Genomic DNA, 17,203 nt, shown 5'->3' with positions numbered 1-17,203 from the left:
CACCCTACACTCCGGCATCGCGCCTGCGCGTTGCCCAAAGCGAAAGATCAGGATTACACACATGGTTCACAATGACGTTTTGCGCAGCGTGCGCTACATGCTCGACATCAGCGACAAGAAGGTCGTGGAAGTCATCAAACTCGGTGGCATGGAGGTGACCCTCGCCGATGTGGTGACCTGGCTCGACAAGAAGGAAGAAGACGAAGAAGGTTTCGTGCGCTGTCCGGACGAGGTCCTCGCGCATTTCCTCGACGGCCTGGTCATCCTCAAGCGCGGCAAGGACGACAGCCGTCCGCCACTGCCCATCGAAGTGCCGGTGACCAACAACATCATTCTGAAGAAGCTGCGCGTGGCGTTCGAACTGAAAGAAGACGACATGCACGCGATCCTCTCTGCCGCCGGTTTCCCGGTGTCCAAGCCTGAGCTGAGCGCACTGTTTCGCAAGGTCGGCCACACCAACTACCGTCCGTGCGGCGACCAGTTGCTGCGCAATTTCCTCAAAGGGCTCACGCTGCGTGTGAGAGCGTAAAGCGGTGTCTTTCAGCGTCTCCCCTATCGGTTTTGTCCGCTCCTGCTTCAAGGAGAAGTTCGCCATCCCGCGCCAGCCACAACTGGCTCCCGCCGCCCGTGGCGTGCTGGAACTGGTGGCTCCATTCGATCAGGGCGATGCGGTACAGGGGCTGGAGCAGGTGAGTCACGTCTGGCTGCTGTTTCTGTTCCATCAGGCGCTGGAAGACAAGCCGCGCCTCAAAGTCCGCCCTCCGCGCCTGGGTGGCAACAAGGCCATGGGGGTGTTCGCCACCCGTGCCACCCACAGGCCGAACGGCATCGGTCAGTCCGTGGTGAAGCTGGACAAGGTCGAGGCCGATCGTCTGTTCATTTCAGGCATCGACCTGCTGGACGGCACGCCGATTCTCGATATCAAACCCTACGTGCCTTACGCCGACATCATCGCTGGCGCTTCGAACAGTATCGCCAGTGCCGCGCCACACCTGATCGAGGTGCAATGGACGGACGCGGCGTTGCATCAGGCGCATACCCATGCCCGGCGCCTCAGCGAGCCTTTGGTCGAACTGATCGAGCAATGCCTGGCCCAGGATCCGCGTCCGGCGTACCAGACGCCCGCGCCGGAGCGTGAATACGGCGCGCAGTTCTGGGATCTGGACGTGCGCTGGCATTATCCGGTGCCTGATCGGATCCGGGTCCTGGAAGTCATTCCTGCCGCTGACTGATTCCCGAAAACGAAAAAGCCCGCGCTGCCTTCTCAGGCAGCGCGGGCTTTTCTGTTGGCATCGTCCGGATTACTTCTCGACGAACGCACGCTCGATTAGGTAGTCACCCGGCTCGCGCATACGCGCCGAGATCTTCAGGCCGAAGCTGTCGAGCACTTCGCTGGTCTCGTCGAGCATGCTCGGGCTGCCGCAGATCATCGCGCGGTCGTCCTGCGGGTTGATCGGTGGCAGGCCGATGTCGCTGAACAGCTTGCCGCTGCGCATCAGGTCGGTCAGACGGCCCTGATTCTCGAACGGCTCGCGGGTCACGGTCGGGTAGTAGATGAGCTTTTCACGCAGCGCCTCGCCGAAGAACTCGTTCTGCGGCAGGTGCTCGGTGATGAACTCGCGGTAGGCGACTTCGTTGACGTAACGAACACCGTGAACCAGGATCACTTTCTCGAAGCGCTCGTAGGTTTCAGGGTCCTGAATCACGCTCATGAACGGCGCCAGACCGGTGCCGGTGCTCAGCAGGTACAGATGCTTGCCCGGGTTCAGGTCGTCCAGAACCAGCGTACCGGTAGGCTTCTTCGAGATGATGATCTCGTCGCCTTCCTTCAGGTGCTGCAACTGCGAGGTCAGCGGACCATCAGGCACCTTGATGCTGAAGAACTCAAGATGCTCTTCCCAGTTCGGGCTGGCGATCGAGTAAGCGCGCATAAGCGGGCGGCCGTTGGGCTGTTGCAGGCCGATCATCACGAACTGACCGTTCTCGAAGCGCAGGCCCGGATCGCGGGTGCACTTGAAGCTGAACAGAGTGTCGTTCCAGTGATGAACACTGAGGACACGCTCGTGGTTCATGTTGCTCATGTACGGGGGACTCCTGGAGATTGATCTGCGCTTGCCCGGCTGCTGTTGCAGGATGCCGACGGTGCGCAATTGCATCGCATTCTAATAGCGCCGACAATATCTGTTAACTGGATTATCAAGATAACGGTTATCGGTTATATCGATATGCGATTTACTCTTCGTCAACTGCAAGTCTTCGTCGCCGTCGCCCAGCAGGAAAGCGTTTCCCGTGCTGCGGGTCTGCTGAACCTGTCGCAATCGGCCGCCAGTACTTCGATCACCGAACTGGAGCGTCAGTCCAGTTGCCAGCTGTTCGACCGTGCCGGCAAACGTCTGAGCCTCAACGCCCTCGGCAAGCAATTGCTGCCGCAAGCGGTGGCCATGCTCGACCAGGCCAAGGAAATCGAAGACCTGCTCAACGGCAAATCCGGTTTCGGCTCGCTGTCGGTGGGCGCGACGCTGACCATCGGCAACTACCTGGCCACACTGCTGATCGGCGGCTTCATGCAGCGTCACCCGGAAAGCCAGGTGAAGCTGCACGTGCAGAACACTGCCAATATCGTGCAACAGGTCGCTCATTACGAAATTGATCTGGGTCTAATCGAAGGCGATTGCAGTCACCCGGACATCGAAGTGCAGAGCTGGGTCGAGGATGAACTGGTGGTGTTCTGTGCCCCGCAGCATCCGTTGGCCCAACGCGGCAGCGCGACCATGGAAGAGTTGACCCACGAAGCCTGGATTCTGCGCGAGCAAGGCTCCGGCACTCGCCTGACCTTCGATCAGGCCATGCGTCACCATCGCAGCGCGCTGAACATTCGTCTGGAGCTGGAACACACCGAAGCGATCAAGCGCGCCGTGGAATCAGGTCTGGGGATTGGCTGCATTTCACGTCTGGCGCTGCGTGACGCCTTCCGGCGCGGCAGCCTGGTACCGGTGGAGACGCCGGACCTGGATCTGGCGCGACAGTTTTACTTCATCTGGCACAAACAGAAGTACCAGACCTCTGCCATGCGCGAGTTTCTCGAGCTGTGCCGCGCCTTTACCGCCGGTGTCCAGCGCAGCGACGAAATCGTCCTGCCGGCAATCGCTTAAAGCAGAATCACCGCCCACACCAGGGCAATCATGCTCAGCGCCACGAATTGCGCGGCACTGCCCATGTCCTTGGCATTCTTGGACAACGGATGCAGTTCCAGGGAAATGCGGTCGATGGCCGCTTCCACGGCAGAGTTCAACAGTTCGACGATCAGTGCCAGCAAACACACGGCAATCAGCAACGCCTGCTCGACCCGACTGACGTTCAGGAAAAACGTCAGCGGAATCAGTACCACATTGAGCAGCACCAACTGCCGGAATGCCGCTTCGCCGTTGAAGGCTGCGCGCAGGCCGTCCAGCGAGTAACCGGAAGCGTTGAGGATGCGTTTCAGGCCCGTCTGGCCCTTGAAAGGTGACATAAAGTAAACAACCGACCAAAAAGAAGTGGGGAAGCTAGTTCAACGAAAGTCAAAAAAGCGTGAAGACTCCAGCCTTTACTGGCCTGGAATTGACTCAAGTTGTTGCAAGAGTAAAGCTGCCTGGGTGCGAGTCCGCACATTCAGCTTGCGAAAGATCGCCGTAACGTGGGCCTTGATGGTCGCTTCCGACACGTTCAACTCATAAGCAATCTGCTTGTTGAGCAGGCCTTCACAGACCATGGTCAACACCCGGAACTGCTGCGGCGTGAGGCTTGCCAGACCATCGCTGGCAGCCTTGGCCTCATCGGACACACTGACAGCCTCGAACGCCTGTGGCGGCCAGAACACGTCGCCGTCCAGCACTTTGCGCACCGCTTCCTGAATGGTGCTCAGGTCGCTCGACTTGGGAATGAAACCACTGGCTCCGAACTCCCGCGACTTGACCATCACCGAAGCCTCTTCCTGCGCCGAGACCATCACTACCGGTATCTGCGGATACTGCCCACGCAACATCACCAGTCCGGAAAACCCGAAAGCGCCGGGCATGTTCAGATCCAGCAGCACCAGATCCCAGTCGGCCTTCTCGGTCAGACGGGTTTCCAGCTCGGCGATGCTCGCCACTTCCACCATTCGTACATCCGGACCGAGGCCCATCGTCACCGCTTGATGCAGTGCGCTACGAAAAAGAGGGTGATCATCGGCAATCAGGATGTCGTATGTGGCCATTTTTCAAATGATCCTGTTTTTGATGGCAGACCCGATCATTCGGGGCTCGCCAAGGCAACTCAAGACGCCGGCGCTTGTACGGCAGCATCCACAGGGGCACGTTCAACGCCAATCACAGACAAAAAAAAGCGTTTCAAACCTTGGCCGCACCCCAATCGGCGCCAAGGATGCCCAGCGAAGCCGGGGTGGTCAAGCAACATGGCCACTGCTTTAGCAGTATGGGCCAGGATCAGGCAGGCACCGCTTGCGCACTGGCTATAAAAGGCAGCAATTCTGCATGGGCCGGCGTCGATACATTCACCTCGCGCTGCTGCTTGGCGCCCAGGTAATGCTGGCTGAACACGTCGAAATAGGCGTCCAGCGCCGATGCGGCATCGGTATCGCCCGCCAGTTCCAGGCATAGCGCCGCCACTTCGGCGGTGCACAAATGCTCATTGCGGGTCGAGCGACGCAGGCGGTATCTCGACAGTTTGTCGGGCAACAGACTGAGGATCGGCAGGCGATCAAAGTACGGGCTCTTGCGAAAGATCTTGCGTGCCTCGGTCCAGGTCGCGTCCAGCAGAATGAACAGCGGACGCCTGCTGCTATCGAGATCCACGGTGTTGGTGACCCGCGAAGGCTCGACATACTCGCCGGGAAACACCAGATACGGCTGCCATTGCGGGTCGTTCAGCAATGCCAGCAGTTGCTCGTCGGGTTCGGTCCGCGACCAGATGAACGCATGATTGTCCCGAACGATATCGGCAATCAGCCAACCGGTGTTGCTCGGTTTGAATACTTCCTTGCCGGTCATGATCAGGCAGACACCGGAGCGGGTATCGACCGTCGGACGCCAGGCGCACAGGCAATGACTGATGATTACCCGGCAGTCGCGGCAACGCTCGGAGCGGAAGCCACGGGCCTGAATCGGCTTGATGCCCTCGTCCTCGCGCTGATCGCGCAGGCGGGCCACGGCGTTGGGGGCATGTTTCATTGCGGGCGACGCCGACTGACAGGAAAACTCGACACGAACAGCTCTCGGCAAGACGATAAAGGCCGGCAGTTTATCAGAGCAACGGGCACAAGCCTGTACCCTCCCGACCGGCTCCCCTATAATTCGCCGCCACTGAACGCACAGCCCCGGGGCTGGTCGAACCACCAGTCACTGAATCAGGAGAGTTTCATGCTGCGCCTTATCGTTCCTTCCGCGGCCATCGCTCTGGCGTTGTCCTTCAGCGCACAGGCTGCGTCCCTGAAAGAGCAGAACCTGAACAAAGAGCTGCAAAACGTCGCTGCACAAAGTAGCGTCGGTACACCAAGGGCGATCAACGAAGACATCCTCGATCAGGGTTATACCGTCGAAGGCACTACGCTGATCAACCACCTGAGCGTCCAGGCAAGCCATGCCGAAAAGATGCGTGCCGATCCCAAAGCCGTGTACTTCCAGCTCGGAGCTTCGGTCTGCAACAACCCTTCTTACCGCAAGCTGATGGCCAAAGGTGCCGTCATGCGTTATGACTTCAGCGAAGTGAAGACCAACCGGGCAATCGGTTCGGCCAGCTATCAGGAATCGGACTGCCCGAAAGCAGCCCCGGTGAAGAAGAAGTAATCATCGCGAATTGGCGCGCCGCTGTTCATCCTCGGCGCGCAGTTCGGCCAGCAAGGCCTGCAAATAGCGCGAGCGGCGCTCCCCTCCTGAAAGGCGTCGGCAGCACTCTTCTTCGAGACTCACATGATTGGCCTCGGCCGATGCCTTCAACATTCGATACAGCTGCGTATCGATCTCCAGAATGACTCTGGCCATGTGTCTTGCCTCCTTGCCACCCGCAAATCCTTGAATCCCGCGCACCTTGCGTACGCTCGCTGACGCAAAGTTGTCGTACGGCGCCTTTAACTTAGTAAATCAGAGCATTTTTCCCTTGGTGCGACATCGGACGAGCGGTGAAAGCACTTCGCAAATCGACAATAAGCAATTGCCGCCCAAGACTTTGTGGCGCAATGCTGATGCAGCGAAAAATGCTTCATGGGTCTAGATTCAATGTATTCCCGTTGAACACTTCACGGCAGGAAAGGAGCTGCCGGGCGTTTGTTTTTTCTTGCAGCGCGGCCCTGACGCCGCACGTCAGGGCCGAAGGTTCTGTGCAGAAGGAGAAGTTGCATGCCTTACCAACCGAATGACTTGCTCAGCCGTCATTTTCAGGAAAGCGGCCACGACCTCACCGGCAAGGTCGAAGAATTACTCAACCTGGTTTCGCCCGACAGTCCGAATTCGCCCATCTACCGTGACATGATCCTGACCGTGCTGCGCATGGCTCAGGAAGATCACAACCGCTGGAACGCCAAGATCACCATGCAGACCCTGCGAGAACTGGAACAGGCCTTTCGCACGCTTGAGCAATACAAGGGAAGGCGCAAGGTCACGGTGTTCGGCTCGGCGCGTACACCGGTCGAGCATCCACTGTATGCCCTCGCCCGGGAACTGGGAGCCTCACTGGCCCACTCAAACATGATGGTGATCACCGGTGCCGGTGGCGGGATCATGGCCGCGGCCCATGAAGGCGCCGGTCGCGACAACAGCCTGGGGTTCAATATCACCCTGCCCTTCGAACAGCATGCCAATCCCACCGTCAACGGCACGGGGAATCTGTTGTCCTTCCACTTTTTCTTTACGCGCAAACTGTTCTTCGTGAAGGAGGCCGATGCCCTGGTGCTCTGCCCCGGTGGCTTCGGCACGCTGGATGAAGCGCTGGAAGTGCTGACCCTGATACAGACCGGAAAAAGCCCGCTGGTTCCGGTGGTCTTGCTGGATGTTCCAGGTGGCACATTCTGGCAAGGAGCGCTGGATTTCATCCGCCAGCAACTGGAGGACAACCGCTACATCCTGCCAACCGATCTGAAATTGATGCGACTGGTTCATAGCGTTGAAGAGGCGGTAGAACAGATCAACCAGTTCTATGGCAACTTCCACTCCAGCCGCTGGCTCAAACGGCAATTCGTGATTCGCATGAATCACAGGCTCAGCGACCAAGCACTTGATGACATGCAGGAAACCTTCGCCGATCTGTGCCTGAGCGACCGTTTTCATCAACACGCCTATGCCGGCGAAGAACACGACGAAGCCCGGTTCAGTCATCTGACACGACTGGCTTTCGCCTTCAATGCCAGGGACCATGGACGTCTGCGGGAACTGGTGGACTTCATCAATCTGCCGGAAAACTGGGCCCAATCCAGGCCACAAACAGCGCAACCCTCCCGGGAACCGTCGAAGGTAATCTGAAGACAAAAAAAAGCGGCCCGCTATCGCAATAGCGGGCCGCTTTTTTATTTTTTGTTTGAGGCTGGAACCGATTTAATCGTCCATCCCTCTGCCGCTGAACAAGCGGTTGATCATCTCCATCGAAAATCCCCGATAAGCAAGGAACCGGCCTTGTCTGGCTCGCTCCCTGGCATCGACGGGAAGCTGTCCGGAGAACTTCCTTTGCCACGTTTCCTTCAGCTGTTCCTGCCAGTTGATATCACTCTCGCGCAAAGCGAGTTCGATATCGGCTCTCTGCAGGCCACGCTGGCTCAGTTCTTCGCGGATTCGCATCGGGCCATAACCTGAGCGTGCGCGGTACGAAACAAAGCTTTCCAGGTAACGGGCTTCGGAAAGCAACCCCTCCTCCGTCAAACGGTCAAGGGCTGCTTCGATCAATTCGGGTGGAGCGCCGCGCTGACGCAGTTTACGTGTCAGCTCGACTCGACCATGCTCGCGGCGTGCAAGCAGGTCCATTGCGGTTCGCCGCACAGCGACGGGGGTATCGAGTACGGCGGTAGTCATCGGTGCAATCAGAGATCAGCGTCAGCCAGGTCGTCTTCGGTCTCTTTGACCGCCGAGGCCTTGGATTCAGCAATCACCGATGGCGACAGCAGCTTGTCCCGCAGTTGTTTCTCGAGCTTCGCCGCGACTTCCGGGTTATCTGCCAGGAACTTGGCCGAGTTGGCCTTGCCCTGACCGATCTTGGTGCCTTCATAGGCATACCAGGCACCGGACTTCTCGACGAAACCGTGCAGCACGCCCAGGTCGATCATCTCGCCGTTCAGGTAGATGCCCTTGCCATAGAGAATCTGGAACTCCGCCTGACGGAACGGCGAAGCCACCTTGTTCTTCACGACCTTGACGCGGGTTTCGCTGCCGACCACTTCGTCGCCTTCCTTCACCGCGCCAGTACGGCGGATGTCGAGACGAACCGAAGCGTAGAATTTCAGCGCGTTACCACCGGTGGTGGTTTCCGGACTGCCGAACATCACGCCGATCTTCATGCGGATCTGGTTGATGAAGATCACCAGGCAGTTGGCGTTCTTGATGTTACCGGTGATTTTACGCAGTGCCTGAGACATCAGACGGGCTTGCAGGCCCACATGCATGTCACCCATTTCACCTTCGATTTCCGCCTTCGGCACCAGAGCAGCCACGGAGTCGACGATGATCACGTCAACGGCATTGGAGCGCACCAGCATGTCGGTGATTTCCAGAGCCTGTTCGCCGGTGTCCGGCTGGGAAACCAGCAGGTCATCGACGTTGACGCCCAGCTTGCCGGCGTACTCAGGGTCAAGGGCGTGTTCGGCGTCGACGAATGCGCAGGTCGCGCCGGCCTTCTGGGCCTGGGCGATCACGGACAGCGTCAGAGTGGTTTTACCGGAAGATTCAGGGCCGTAGATCTCGATGATACGGCCTTTTGGCAGGCCGCCGATGCCGAGTGCAATGTCCAGACCCAGAGAGCCGGTGGAAATGGCTGGAATCGCCTGACGATCCTGATCGCCCATACGCATTACGGCACCCTTGCCGAATTGACGTTCGATCTGACCCAGGGCCGCAGCCAAGGCTTTCTTCTTGTTGTCGTCCATTAAAGTCCTCACGTAATCAATAAGGCCTGACGGCCAACACCTGTATAAGTAGCCAGTATTATTCCACAGCCTTTCCGGATCGCCTACCCCTGATTTTCGATTTCTCGTGCCGCCAGTCGCAGCAGCCCCTCTAGCGCGGCCTTCACCGTTTGTCGGCGGACGTCGTCGCGGTTGCCGGGGAAGTGCTGAACCTCGCTGGAAACCATATCGCCGACACCCCAGGCCAGCCATACCGTGCCCACCGGTTTGTTCGGCGAGCCGCCGTCCGGTCCCGCCACGCCGCTGACCGCCACGGCGAATCGCGCCCTGCTTTTATCCTGGGCGCCATGCACCATGGCCTCGACCACCTCGCGACTGACCGCGCCGACGGTGGAAAAAAGATCCGCCGGCACGTTCAATTGCTGGGTTTTCTGTCGATTGGAATACGTCACATAGCCCGCTTCGAACCATGCCGAGCTCCCCGGGATCCGGGTGATCGCTTCGGCGATGCCGCCACCGGTGCAGGACTCCGCCGTGGTGACATGGGCATTGAGCAATTGCAGGCGTCGGCCAAGTTCGGCCGCCAGTTGAGTGATTTCTTTCACGGCGCGCTCCGGATCGGATGGAATGAGTACCACCGTACACGAGCCGGTTGTGCTTTCAATACACAAGCTTATTCAAAATGTGCGGGTGTCAGCGCTCTGATGTAGGCCTGACAGGCCTGCAAGGCAATCAATCCACGGTCACCTTCTCCGGTGATGGCGACAATTCGTTGAGCATGCGCCGGGTCAAGTCGGGCGCGTATGGCTGCATGATCCACGCTGCCGGTGCCGGAGGCGGCCGGCACACCGCAGCCGCGGGCAGCGTCGCCTGCGTCGATGAGGACTGACAGGCGCAGATCAGCAGTGGCAAGGCGATCGCGCAGGCGATCCTGATCACGTTGGGCATCATTCAGTGCTCGATAATGGGTTTGTTCACTGACCGCGAGCCGTTGCTCCAGGGCCAGACGCTTGTCCTGTTCGGCCTGCTGCGCCGAGGCAGCAGCCTGAGTCAGTTGATTGAGGGTTTCGGCATGCTGTCGCGCCTGCTCGGCCAGTTGGCGGCCATAACGCCAGTCCTGGAATTGCCATGCCAGTGCAGCAGCCCCCAGAACCAGCAATACAACACCGGTTACACGCCAGGAGATGGACATAGCACCGCCCTCGCCCGCGCCCAGATATCCAGGCGATCCTGCAAGCCGTTCAACCCGCCGTTGATTCGACGGGTGATGGTGTTGAACTGATCACGGTCCGCCAGTTCGTTCAGACCGTTCAGCTCCCAGAACCACGCGGCGGACTCCGCCGCCCATTGCGGTTGCTCGAGCAATTCAGGCAACGACAACAGACGCTCATCGCCAAACAGCCCGAGACTGCACTGGCGATAGTTGGTGCGGCCGGTGATCTGGATCAGCCCGCGACCGCGATACTTCTGTCCGTCACCATCGGCTTCCGGCGTGTTGCCCAGACGCAGGGCCAGAGTGCCGGTGTCGTATTTGCTCAGATACTGGTTGTTGCCCAGTTCGCGTACGTAGCGCAGTTGCCCGGACTCATGGCCGACCTGGGCGAGAAATGCAGCGACACGCTTGGGCGTATCGATGCGATGACGCGCCATGGCGTCGTTGAGCGGTGAAACAAAAACGCCCGCTTGGGAGCGGGCGTCGGGCATGATGTCGATCAGATTGTTTTCAGTGATTTGCATAATGCTTGATCCTCCCTGGATGTGCCGCGATTGAAGCATGACTGGAGACCAAGGCCTGCCAGCCATTTCTTTCCGGAATTTTCCGCGCCACCATCCTTGTGAAATACAGCAGACTCAAAGTGTCGAGGCCAACCAGCGCGGCGCCACCGGACGATGCTCGCTGAACGGGAAAAACGAAGCCTGTGGCCAGTCCCGCAACGCCCGCCGAAACGCTTGCAGTTCGGCATATTGCTCGGTGGTCAGCGTGGTGCCGCCGCCGTCCTCCAGTTCATCGCGGTCGCGGGCCACCAGGCCGTCGGTGGCTGCCAATTGTGCGGTTCGCCAGCGGCGTTCGATGTCAGCGGCTTCGTCTGCCGTCGGCGGTGGTGGATCAACCAGGATCGGAAAACCGTTATCGGCCCGCACGCCAATCACTTTTGCAGAGACCGACAGTTGCTTCAGGAGCGAGGCCCAGTAGGCTTGGGGAATCTCGATGACGTCGTCAGGAATATCCGACGAGTTTATACCCGGTACATAAACACCCCGAGTGCTGGCGCTGAACAAGACATTGAAAGCGTTCATTCAATACCCCTTCGCAAAATAGTTCACGCTCCAGCCAGCAGAAGACTGGCCCAAGTAATTCCGTACTCTCAAGCGACAACCTTGTTTGGTGGCACTCCCCCCGTACAGGAGCACCATCGCTCCGTCACCACCGACATGTGTCGCCACCAGTGACGAAAATGCCACCGGAAACGAAATCGGAAACGTCACATAGACATCCCCATTGGCATCCGTTGATCCATAACCCCACTGCTCGATATTGCCGCTCGCGAACCGCTGATAGCCGGCATCGCCGAAGGCACCGGAGTGAGCCGACGCATATCGGTCACTGACGGATCCACCATAAAGTCGCCAGTCAGTGCCAACCCGGATCAGTTGCGCCGAGTCGCCAATACCGAGCAGCAGCGACCCCACCGTGTTGTTGCTGCTGATGATGCGCTCGTTCGCTGCCGGGTTGATCGTCAGCGCGCCGGTGCCTAGATTGATGACGTGCAGCGTACTTGCATTACCGGCGACGCCGAGAACGGGCATGGTGGCGGTGACCGGTGCCGCGCTGTAGAAACTGACCATTCCGCCCACATGGGCCGCAGTCAGAACCGTACTGGTCGCAAAGGACGTGAGCCCCGAAAACTGCACGCCGCTACGGGCGACAAAACCTGTAGTGGCGACGGTCTGGCTGTTGTCGAACTGCGACGCCGTGGCGAACAACCGGCTACCGCGTAATGCTGTCAGCAATTGATCAACCTTGGCCTCCGACGCCGTGAGGCCGGCGGCCTGAATGACATTGATCAATTCCTGCGTGACACCGTTGCCCCAACTGGCCGGGATCAACGATCCCGGCTTGCCCGTTATCAGGTCTTCATCGACAAACCGACCGTTGACCAGGCCGGCACTGGGAACACTATTGGGATAGTCCAAGGCTTATCTCCTTATCTGAAAATATGGGTAGCGTGACGGCTTCAGCCAATCGGGCCGGCCAGCCACTGCGGCGCTGATGGCCGAGAAACGGATGACGGGAATGCGCCGGAATCGGGCCAGTCGCGCAATGCTTGGCGGTACTCGAGCAGCTCCAGGTATTGCTGGGCCTTGAGCGTTGTCCCACGCCCCAGTTCCTGCTCGTCGCGATGGCGGGTGACCCGCCATTCGGTGGCCGAAAGAGCCGACTGACGCCACGTGCGCTCTGCTGCCGGAGGCTCGTTGTCCTCGACCATGGGGGGCTTGTCGACAACGGGACTTTGCGGTTCGTACGCAGGCTCGATAGCGGGAGCTATCTCATCCATCGACGTGCCGATTTCGACGTTCACGCCATCGGGCACCTGCACCATCGCCGCAACGAACGCCGGCGCAAACAGTTGCTCGATCGCGTAGTCACCGGTGTCGATCACTTCGGCCACGACACCGTTTTCAATACGTGCATAACGGGCCATTACTCGTACTCCCAGATTTCACAGAAGGCATTGCCACCCACTCCACCCGGATACGCGACGGATGCGCTATTGGAGCAAGCTCCGCCGCCACCCGAACCGCGAAAGCCGGAATTCGCATTAATGTTCGCGCCCGTGAATGGAGCACCTCCGTCGAACTGACTCGCACCACCGGTGCCCGCCAGCAGTCCCCAGTTGGCGTTGCTCATGGCATAACCACCCGGCTGACCACGCGCAGCAGTGAGATTCCCGCCAGAAACCGATTGCCCACCCGCACCACCCTGGACGCAACCGGACGAAGTTCCCGTCAGCACGATCGACAGGGTTTGCCCGCCGGCACCTCCTGCAACGCTCATGTAACTGCCGAAGGAAGCGCCGCCTCCCGAAGCCCCCATCGTGGTGCGTGCGGCACCGCCGGCGCCCAGTGAAACAGGAACACCAGCTTGCATTTCCGCCGTCACATCAAACAGGCTTTCGCCATAGGCTCCTGCTCCACCACCGCCTCCGAAGCTTTGATAGGTGGCGGGTACAGGCGCACATCCGCCCCCCGAACCACCCGCCCCGACCAGACGCACACGAATCCGCTTCGCCCTCGGGTTCGGCTTGTAAACCGTGATCCCGACAGTTTCGATCTGCCTGACTGCCAGCAGTCGCCCGACCGCATCGGTGATGCCGTAACCGGCCAGCGTGGTCGGGGTGTTCTTCAGTTTGGTGAAGTCGACCAGCGCACCGATGGCCGTCGCCAACTGGTTGGTTTTGCTCTCGTCCGGCGTCAGTCCGGCAGCCTTGATGGCGTTGAGAATTTCTTGCGTGACACTGTTGCCCCAGGCGGCGGGGATCAACGAACCGGGCGTGCCGGCAACGGGGTTTTCATCGATAAAACCACCGTCGACCAGGCCGACGCCGGGGATGCTTTTCGGATAGTCCATTGCACTGCTCCCTCTGCGGCAATCAGCTGGTTACGGTTGCGCCGGGCACTGCCGGCCAGGTGATCTGTTCCGGGAAACCGGTCTGCTTTTCGATGCGGTTCAGCTCCACGCTATAGAGCTTCCATTCGAGCAGTTGCAGTTGCTCTTCGTGGCTGGCATCGCCGATGTCTTCGACGTATTGCAGGGGGGCGATGCGCAGGACGGCGTCGCGAAGCAGCGTGTCGCGCTTCTCCAGAACCTGCTGGCTGATGCTGGCCAACCTGACTTGTTCATCCAGTTGCCAGGCGTTGTCGCGCCATACGTGGAACTCTCCGGGCCAGGGTTGCGCCGTCAGGGTGTCGGGCAACTCGCCCAACTCATTCCAGATCTGTTGCGCGCCGCCGTCCTTGCGATAGACCAGACCACGTCGGTCAATCACCTCTCGCGGTACTCCATTGATCAGCGCCCAGGCGTGACCGCTTTCCAGTTCAGGTAATTCGAACGACAACTGGACTGCGTTACTGGGCAGTTGAATACCGATACCTGGCGTCACGAAAAACTCGACAGGCCCGGACAAGGCGCCCGAGCCGTCAAACAGATAATTGAACATGGGCACCTCAGATGAGCTTGATACGGCCGGGATAGGCGATGTTTCGAGGACGGGACTTGAACGCCAGCAGCAAGGCGTTGGCGGCATCCCGCTGATAACTCGTACCGGCCGGGAAGATCGGGCCACCGTTGTATAGCCCGGACACGTACTGCGGCTCTTCACGGGTATCGGCGCCAAAACTCGTCAGGCTGTCCGACCACCACGCGCCGACCGCGCCGGCACCGTTGGCGCCCATGGCATACGAATGCGTCGAGCCCACCTGAAAGGAACCCATGGCACGTGCCGCATCCACGCCCCGGCCCTCGTCCAGCACCCGCAGAAACTCACCTCGCCCTTCCGGGCCACGGAAGGTCGCCGCGCCGTCGCCCGAAGTCCATTTACCTTCGTTGCCCGCGCGCGCCGCTTCAGTGCCCAGCATTCCGGAGAGCTGGGCGTGATCCCACAGCCACGGCCACTCGGTACGCTTCATGACCGTGCCGTTGAGCGCGCCGTAGCCACCGGGGCTGAGCAACGTGGTCGTCTCGAAAAACGGCCGTCCAAGGGGGGTGTTGTCGAAGCGACCGACGGGCCACCAACTGCCAGCGCCGTCGCTGCGTAAATGCCACCAGTCACCGCCGCCCATCAGCACCAGAAACGGGTAACCGCTCGCAGACAAATGCGTGTGAAAACGGATCCGGTCGGTTCCGGAAGCCTGCACCACCATTCGATTGCCGCTGTTGTCGACACGACGAACAATCACGTCGCGCACACCCAGTCCGACAGTGGCGCCGGGCAAGGTGATCGTCGTGGCACCGGGGCTGCCATCGATCAACACCAGTCCGAGCTCCTGATCAGTCAGTGCCTTCGAAGCGGCAAGCCGTGTCACCACAGAACGCATTGGGCTGGCGGCACCGATGATCGATTGAATGGCTTTGAACAACTGGCCGGTATCCGCCTCGTTGACCGTCATTCCAGCGCCCGTGATCACGTTGAGAATTTCTTGTGTAACGCTGTTGCCCCACACCGCCGGAATCAAAGAACCCGGCGTTCCCGCCACCGGGTTTTCATCGACGAAACGGCCATCGACCAGGCCGACGCTGGGGACGCTTTTTGGATAATCCATGGGTTATTCGTTCCTCTGTCATGACAAATGAAACGTGGCGGCCCGAAAGTTTTCGCAGCAGCGCAAACGCTTCTGTTCCTGAAAATAAAAAAGCCCACAACGAAGTGGGCCTGGATTAAGCGCGTTGCGATTACAGGTTAGAGTTGGCCGTCAATTCACGAATGGCCTGCAGTGCCTCATCGGCGGTAGCGCGAGCCTGATCCATCTGGCTTTTGCTCGCATACGCACGGATCTGGGTCTTGGCCTTCAAGCGCAAGGTTCGCAGGGTCAGCAGGTTCTCGCTGAGCTGGGCAGCCTTGTCGAGGATCTGCTCGGCGGACTGTTTTGCCGACCTCCCCTTGGCGACCCAGGCAGCAACGGATAACGGCACCTCTTTTTTCGGGTAACCGGCGTCTTGATAGGCCTGAGCGTCGACCGCCGCCTGGGCGTACTCGAGGGCCTTGAGCGGGTCACCGGCCAGTGCGGTACGGGCGCCGTCGGCGACTGCATCGACCCGGGCGCACAGGCTTTCGGTTTCCTGCTGCTCCAGCAGCGCGACCTTCTCGGGGTTGACGAGCCACTGTTCACCGTTCCAGTCATGTGCAGAGGACGGCGGCGCAGGACGCAACTCTCCATCGATCTGATGCAGTTCCTGAATTACGATCATCGAATGAGCTCCCACGACAGCTGCACGTTCACAGCATCAGAAAAGTTGATCGGAATACCGACGCTGTAGTCGGTTTGCGGATGGTTTTTGATGCCCATGCTTAACAACAACTCATCGCTGTCGGCGATGGTTTGCCCCAGCGTGTGTTCCGCCTGGAAGCTCTGCCAGAGCGAGCGCAGTTGCATATGGTCAAAACTGGCGGCCAGGGTCGACACCGTGACGTCATTGAGAACGTTGTTGGTAAACAGCACGCACGGATACAACGTCGCCGGATTCCAGCCGGTGGCGTTGTTGGCACTGGTCGTCGCAGTAGGTGACAGAAAGCAGTAGTTGCCACCGGACCATCCGGTGCCAGGAAAAGCCATAGAGGTGACAGCGGTCGAGGAAGGCGTCGGGTTACCCACGATCAACCGTGCAGCACGAGCATGAGGGTCGAGCGGCAAAAAAACCGCGCCGGTGCCGTTGACGGTCTGCGTCCAGGTCAAACGCGCCCGGTTGTAAATCGAGCGCACTACCGGCACAGAGCCTGGAGCACCGGTGACCACCCAGGCCAGGCACATGTCCAGCACCGAACTCTGGAAACCACCGCCGGCAGCACCGTTGACCGTGCCCTTCAGGGAATCGGGCGTCACGTCGTAAATCGTCCCGCGCTGCATGTAGAACGTCAGTGCACCATTCACCACCTGAGCCCGCAGAAAGTACCCCGAACTCGGCAACAGATCGGCGCTACTCCAGGCCTGAGTGGTGAACGTCCGCGAACGTCCCAACTGCCCTGCCAGCACTTCCTGGCCAATGCTGACGTAGATACCCGCCGGCACCGACACCCGCCCGCCACTGGTCGAGGCTGCGGCCGGTGTAATCGGCATCCGGGCATCCGCCGTGGCCACGGTCGGCAATGGCAACGCTGCCAGCGGCAATGCCAGATCCTGATTCCAGCCCTTGGCCGTCACCGTCTGAATCGCCTGCAACAACTGATCATATTTCTTCTCGTCCGGGGTCAGATCCCCAGCCTTGATCACGTTGAGAATTTCCTGCGTAACGCCGTTGCCCCAGTCAGCCGGGATCAACGATCCCGGCGTCCCGGTCAGCGGGTTTTCATCGATAAATTTCCCATTCACCAGACCGGCGCTGGGCACACTCTTCGGATAATCCAT

At 59.6% G+C, this 17,203-nt stretch carries 23 protein-coding genes; 5 read left to right on the top strand and 18 right to left on the bottom strand.

All coding sequences use genetic code 11. The annotated features are described in order from the left end of the window. Positions 1–61 precede the first annotated feature (61 nt). Together ACK6BI_RS21920 and tsaA are read left to right on the top strand one after the other, a co-directional pair. Positions 62–529: a DUF1456 family protein gene (locus ACK6BI_RS21920; RefSeq protein WP_409318696.1), complete on the top strand. Its 468-nt coding sequence runs from the start codon at positions 62–64 to the stop codon at positions 527–529. A 4-nt stretch (positions 530–533) separates the two neighbouring features. Then, the gene (gene tsaA, locus ACK6BI_RS21915) at positions 534–1,232 is read left to right on the top strand and encodes a tRNA (N6-threonylcarbamoyladenosine(37)-N6)-methyltransferase TrmO (RefSeq protein ID WP_409318695.1); all 699 of its coding nucleotides are present in this window, start codon (positions 534–536) and stop codon (positions 1,230–1,232) included. Positions 1,233–1,301: 69 nt separating this feature from the next. Here the strand turns inward: tsaA and fpr are convergent, their stop codons facing one another. Further along, positions 1,302–2,081: a ferredoxin-NADP reductase gene (fpr, locus tag ACK6BI_RS21910; RefSeq protein WP_217893394.1), complete on the bottom strand. Its 780-nt coding sequence runs from the start codon at positions 2,079–2,081 to the stop codon at positions 1,302–1,304. A gap of 144 nt (positions 2,082–2,225) precedes the next feature. Here fpr and ACK6BI_RS21905 point away from each other — a divergent pair, with 144 nt between their 5' ends. Beyond that, positions 2,226–3,152 (top strand): LysR family transcriptional regulator, encoded by a 927-nt coding sequence (locus ACK6BI_RS21905; protein ID WP_409318694.1) that lies wholly within the window; start codon positions 2,226–2,228, stop codon positions 3,150–3,152. Here ACK6BI_RS21905 and ACK6BI_RS21900 read toward each other — a convergent pair. The 3 genes from ACK6BI_RS21900 to ACK6BI_RS21890 form a co-directional block, all read right to left on the bottom strand. Further along, complete coding sequence (locus ACK6BI_RS21900) at positions 3,149–3,511, bottom strand: diacylglycerol kinase (protein ID WP_409318693.1); 363 nt, start codon at positions 3,509–3,511, stop codon at positions 3,149–3,151. The two genes, ACK6BI_RS21905 and ACK6BI_RS21900, sit on opposite strands and share 4 nt — an antisense overlap. 75 nt (positions 3,512–3,586) lie before the next feature. Continuing rightward, positions 3,587–4,237, bottom strand: coding sequence for a response regulator transcription factor ErdR (gene erdR / locus ACK6BI_RS21895; RefSeq protein WP_409318692.1), 651 nt, complete (start codon positions 4,235–4,237; stop codon positions 3,587–3,589). A 229-nt stretch (positions 4,238–4,466) separates the two neighbouring features. After that, a complete protein-coding gene (locus tag ACK6BI_RS21890; protein WP_409318691.1) occupies positions 4,467–5,210 on the bottom strand; it encodes a tRNA-uridine aminocarboxypropyltransferase in 744 nt (247 codons plus the stop codon). Between the two features lie 189 nt (positions 5,211–5,399). Here ACK6BI_RS21890 and ACK6BI_RS21885 point away from each other — a divergent pair, with 189 nt between their 5' ends. Continuing rightward, complete coding sequence (locus ACK6BI_RS21885) at positions 5,400–5,825, top strand: PA3611 family quorum-sensing-regulated virulence factor (protein ID WP_409318690.1); 426 nt, start codon at positions 5,400–5,402, stop codon at positions 5,823–5,825. On the opposite strand, the gene ACK6BI_RS21880 is transcribed toward ACK6BI_RS21885, so the two are convergent. Continuing rightward, positions 5,826–6,020 (bottom strand): hypothetical protein, encoded by a 195-nt coding sequence (locus ACK6BI_RS21880; RefSeq protein WP_065259250.1) that lies wholly within the window; start codon positions 6,018–6,020, stop codon positions 5,826–5,828. 354 nt (positions 6,021–6,374) lie between these two features. On the opposite strand from ACK6BI_RS21880, the gene ACK6BI_RS21875 reads away from it, so the two are divergent. Continuing rightward, positions 6,375–7,493: a TIGR00730 family Rossman fold protein gene (locus ACK6BI_RS21875; RefSeq protein ID WP_409318689.1), complete on the top strand. Its 1,119-nt coding sequence runs from the start codon at positions 6,375–6,377 to the stop codon at positions 7,491–7,493. A gap of 72 nt (positions 7,494–7,565) precedes the next feature. On the opposite strand, the gene recX is transcribed toward ACK6BI_RS21875, so the two are convergent. The 13 genes from recX to ACK6BI_RS21810 all read right to left on the bottom strand — a co-directional run bounded on the left by recX (position 7,566) and on the right by ACK6BI_RS21810 (position 17,203). Then, on the bottom strand, positions 7,566–8,036 hold the full coding sequence (gene recX / locus ACK6BI_RS21870; protein WP_409318688.1) for a recombination regulator RecX: 471 nt from the start codon (positions 8,034–8,036) through the stop codon (positions 7,566–7,568). A gap of 8 nt (positions 8,037–8,044) precedes the next feature. After that, positions 8,045–9,103 carry a recombinase RecA gene (gene recA / locus ACK6BI_RS21865; RefSeq protein WP_260522440.1) on the bottom strand — a complete coding sequence of 353 codons (1,059 nt, stop codon included), beginning with the start codon at positions 9,101–9,103 and terminating at the stop codon, positions 8,045–8,047. Positions 9,104–9,186: 83 nt separating this feature from the next. Beyond that, entirely contained in the window at positions 9,187–9,687 is a 501-nt protein-coding gene (locus ACK6BI_RS21860; protein WP_409318687.1) for a CinA family protein, read from the bottom strand. A 68-nt stretch (positions 9,688–9,755) separates the two neighbouring features. After that, on the bottom strand, positions 9,756–10,274 hold the full coding sequence (locus ACK6BI_RS21855) for a lysis system i-spanin subunit Rz (protein ID WP_409318686.1): 519 nt from the start codon (positions 10,272–10,274) through the stop codon (positions 9,756–9,758). Then, positions 10,253–10,819: a glycoside hydrolase family 19 protein gene (locus ACK6BI_RS21850; protein WP_409318685.1), complete on the bottom strand. Its 567-nt coding sequence runs from the start codon at positions 10,817–10,819 to the stop codon at positions 10,253–10,255. The genes ACK6BI_RS21855 and ACK6BI_RS21850 overlap by 22 nt, the downstream gene beginning before the upstream one ends. A 114-nt stretch (positions 10,820–10,933) precedes the next feature. Further along, positions 10,934–11,380 carry a hypothetical protein gene (locus ACK6BI_RS21845; protein WP_409318684.1) on the bottom strand — a complete coding sequence of 149 codons (447 nt, stop codon included), beginning with the start codon at positions 11,378–11,380 and terminating at the stop codon, positions 10,934–10,936. Then, a complete protein-coding gene (locus ACK6BI_RS21840; RefSeq protein ID WP_409318683.1) occupies positions 11,381–12,277 on the bottom strand; it encodes a phage tail protein in 897 nt (298 codons plus the stop codon). Positions 12,278–12,318: 41 nt separating this feature from the next. Continuing rightward, a complete protein-coding gene (locus ACK6BI_RS21835; RefSeq protein ID WP_409318682.1) occupies positions 12,319–12,786 on the bottom strand; it encodes a phage tail assembly chaperone in 468 nt (155 codons plus the stop codon). Continuing rightward, complete coding sequence (locus ACK6BI_RS21830) at positions 12,786–13,712, bottom strand: hypothetical protein (protein WP_409318681.1); 927 nt, start codon at positions 13,710–13,712, stop codon at positions 12,786–12,788. Before ACK6BI_RS21830 ends, ACK6BI_RS21835 begins: the two co-directional genes overlap by 1 nt. Positions 13,713–13,734: 22 nt before the next feature. Continuing rightward, positions 13,735–14,301, bottom strand: a complete 567-nt coding sequence (locus ACK6BI_RS21825) for a tail fiber assembly protein (protein ID WP_409318680.1) — start codon at positions 14,299–14,301, stop codon at positions 13,735–13,737. A gap of 7 nt (positions 14,302–14,308) precedes the next feature. Further along, positions 14,309–15,403, bottom strand: a complete 1,095-nt coding sequence (locus ACK6BI_RS21820; RefSeq protein ID WP_409318679.1) for a phage tail protein — start codon at positions 15,401–15,403, stop codon at positions 14,309–14,311. 130 nt (positions 15,404–15,533) lie between these two features. Next, complete coding sequence (locus tag ACK6BI_RS21815) at positions 15,534–16,049, bottom strand: phage tail protein (RefSeq protein ID WP_409318678.1); 516 nt, start codon at positions 16,047–16,049, stop codon at positions 15,534–15,536. Then, positions 16,046–17,203, bottom strand: a complete 1,158-nt coding sequence (locus ACK6BI_RS21810) for a phage tail protein (RefSeq protein WP_409318677.1) — start codon at positions 17,201–17,203, stop codon at positions 16,046–16,048. The genes ACK6BI_RS21815 and ACK6BI_RS21810 overlap by 4 nt, the downstream gene beginning before the upstream one ends.

Source organism: Pseudomonas sp. KCJK9016 (assembly GCF_046231795.1).
GTDB lineage: Bacteria > Pseudomonadota > Gammaproteobacteria > Pseudomonadales > Pseudomonadaceae > Aquipseudomonas > Aquipseudomonas bananamidigenes.
Note: the sequence above shows the minus strand (reverse complement) of the source record. Positions and strands in the feature narration are given on the sequence as shown.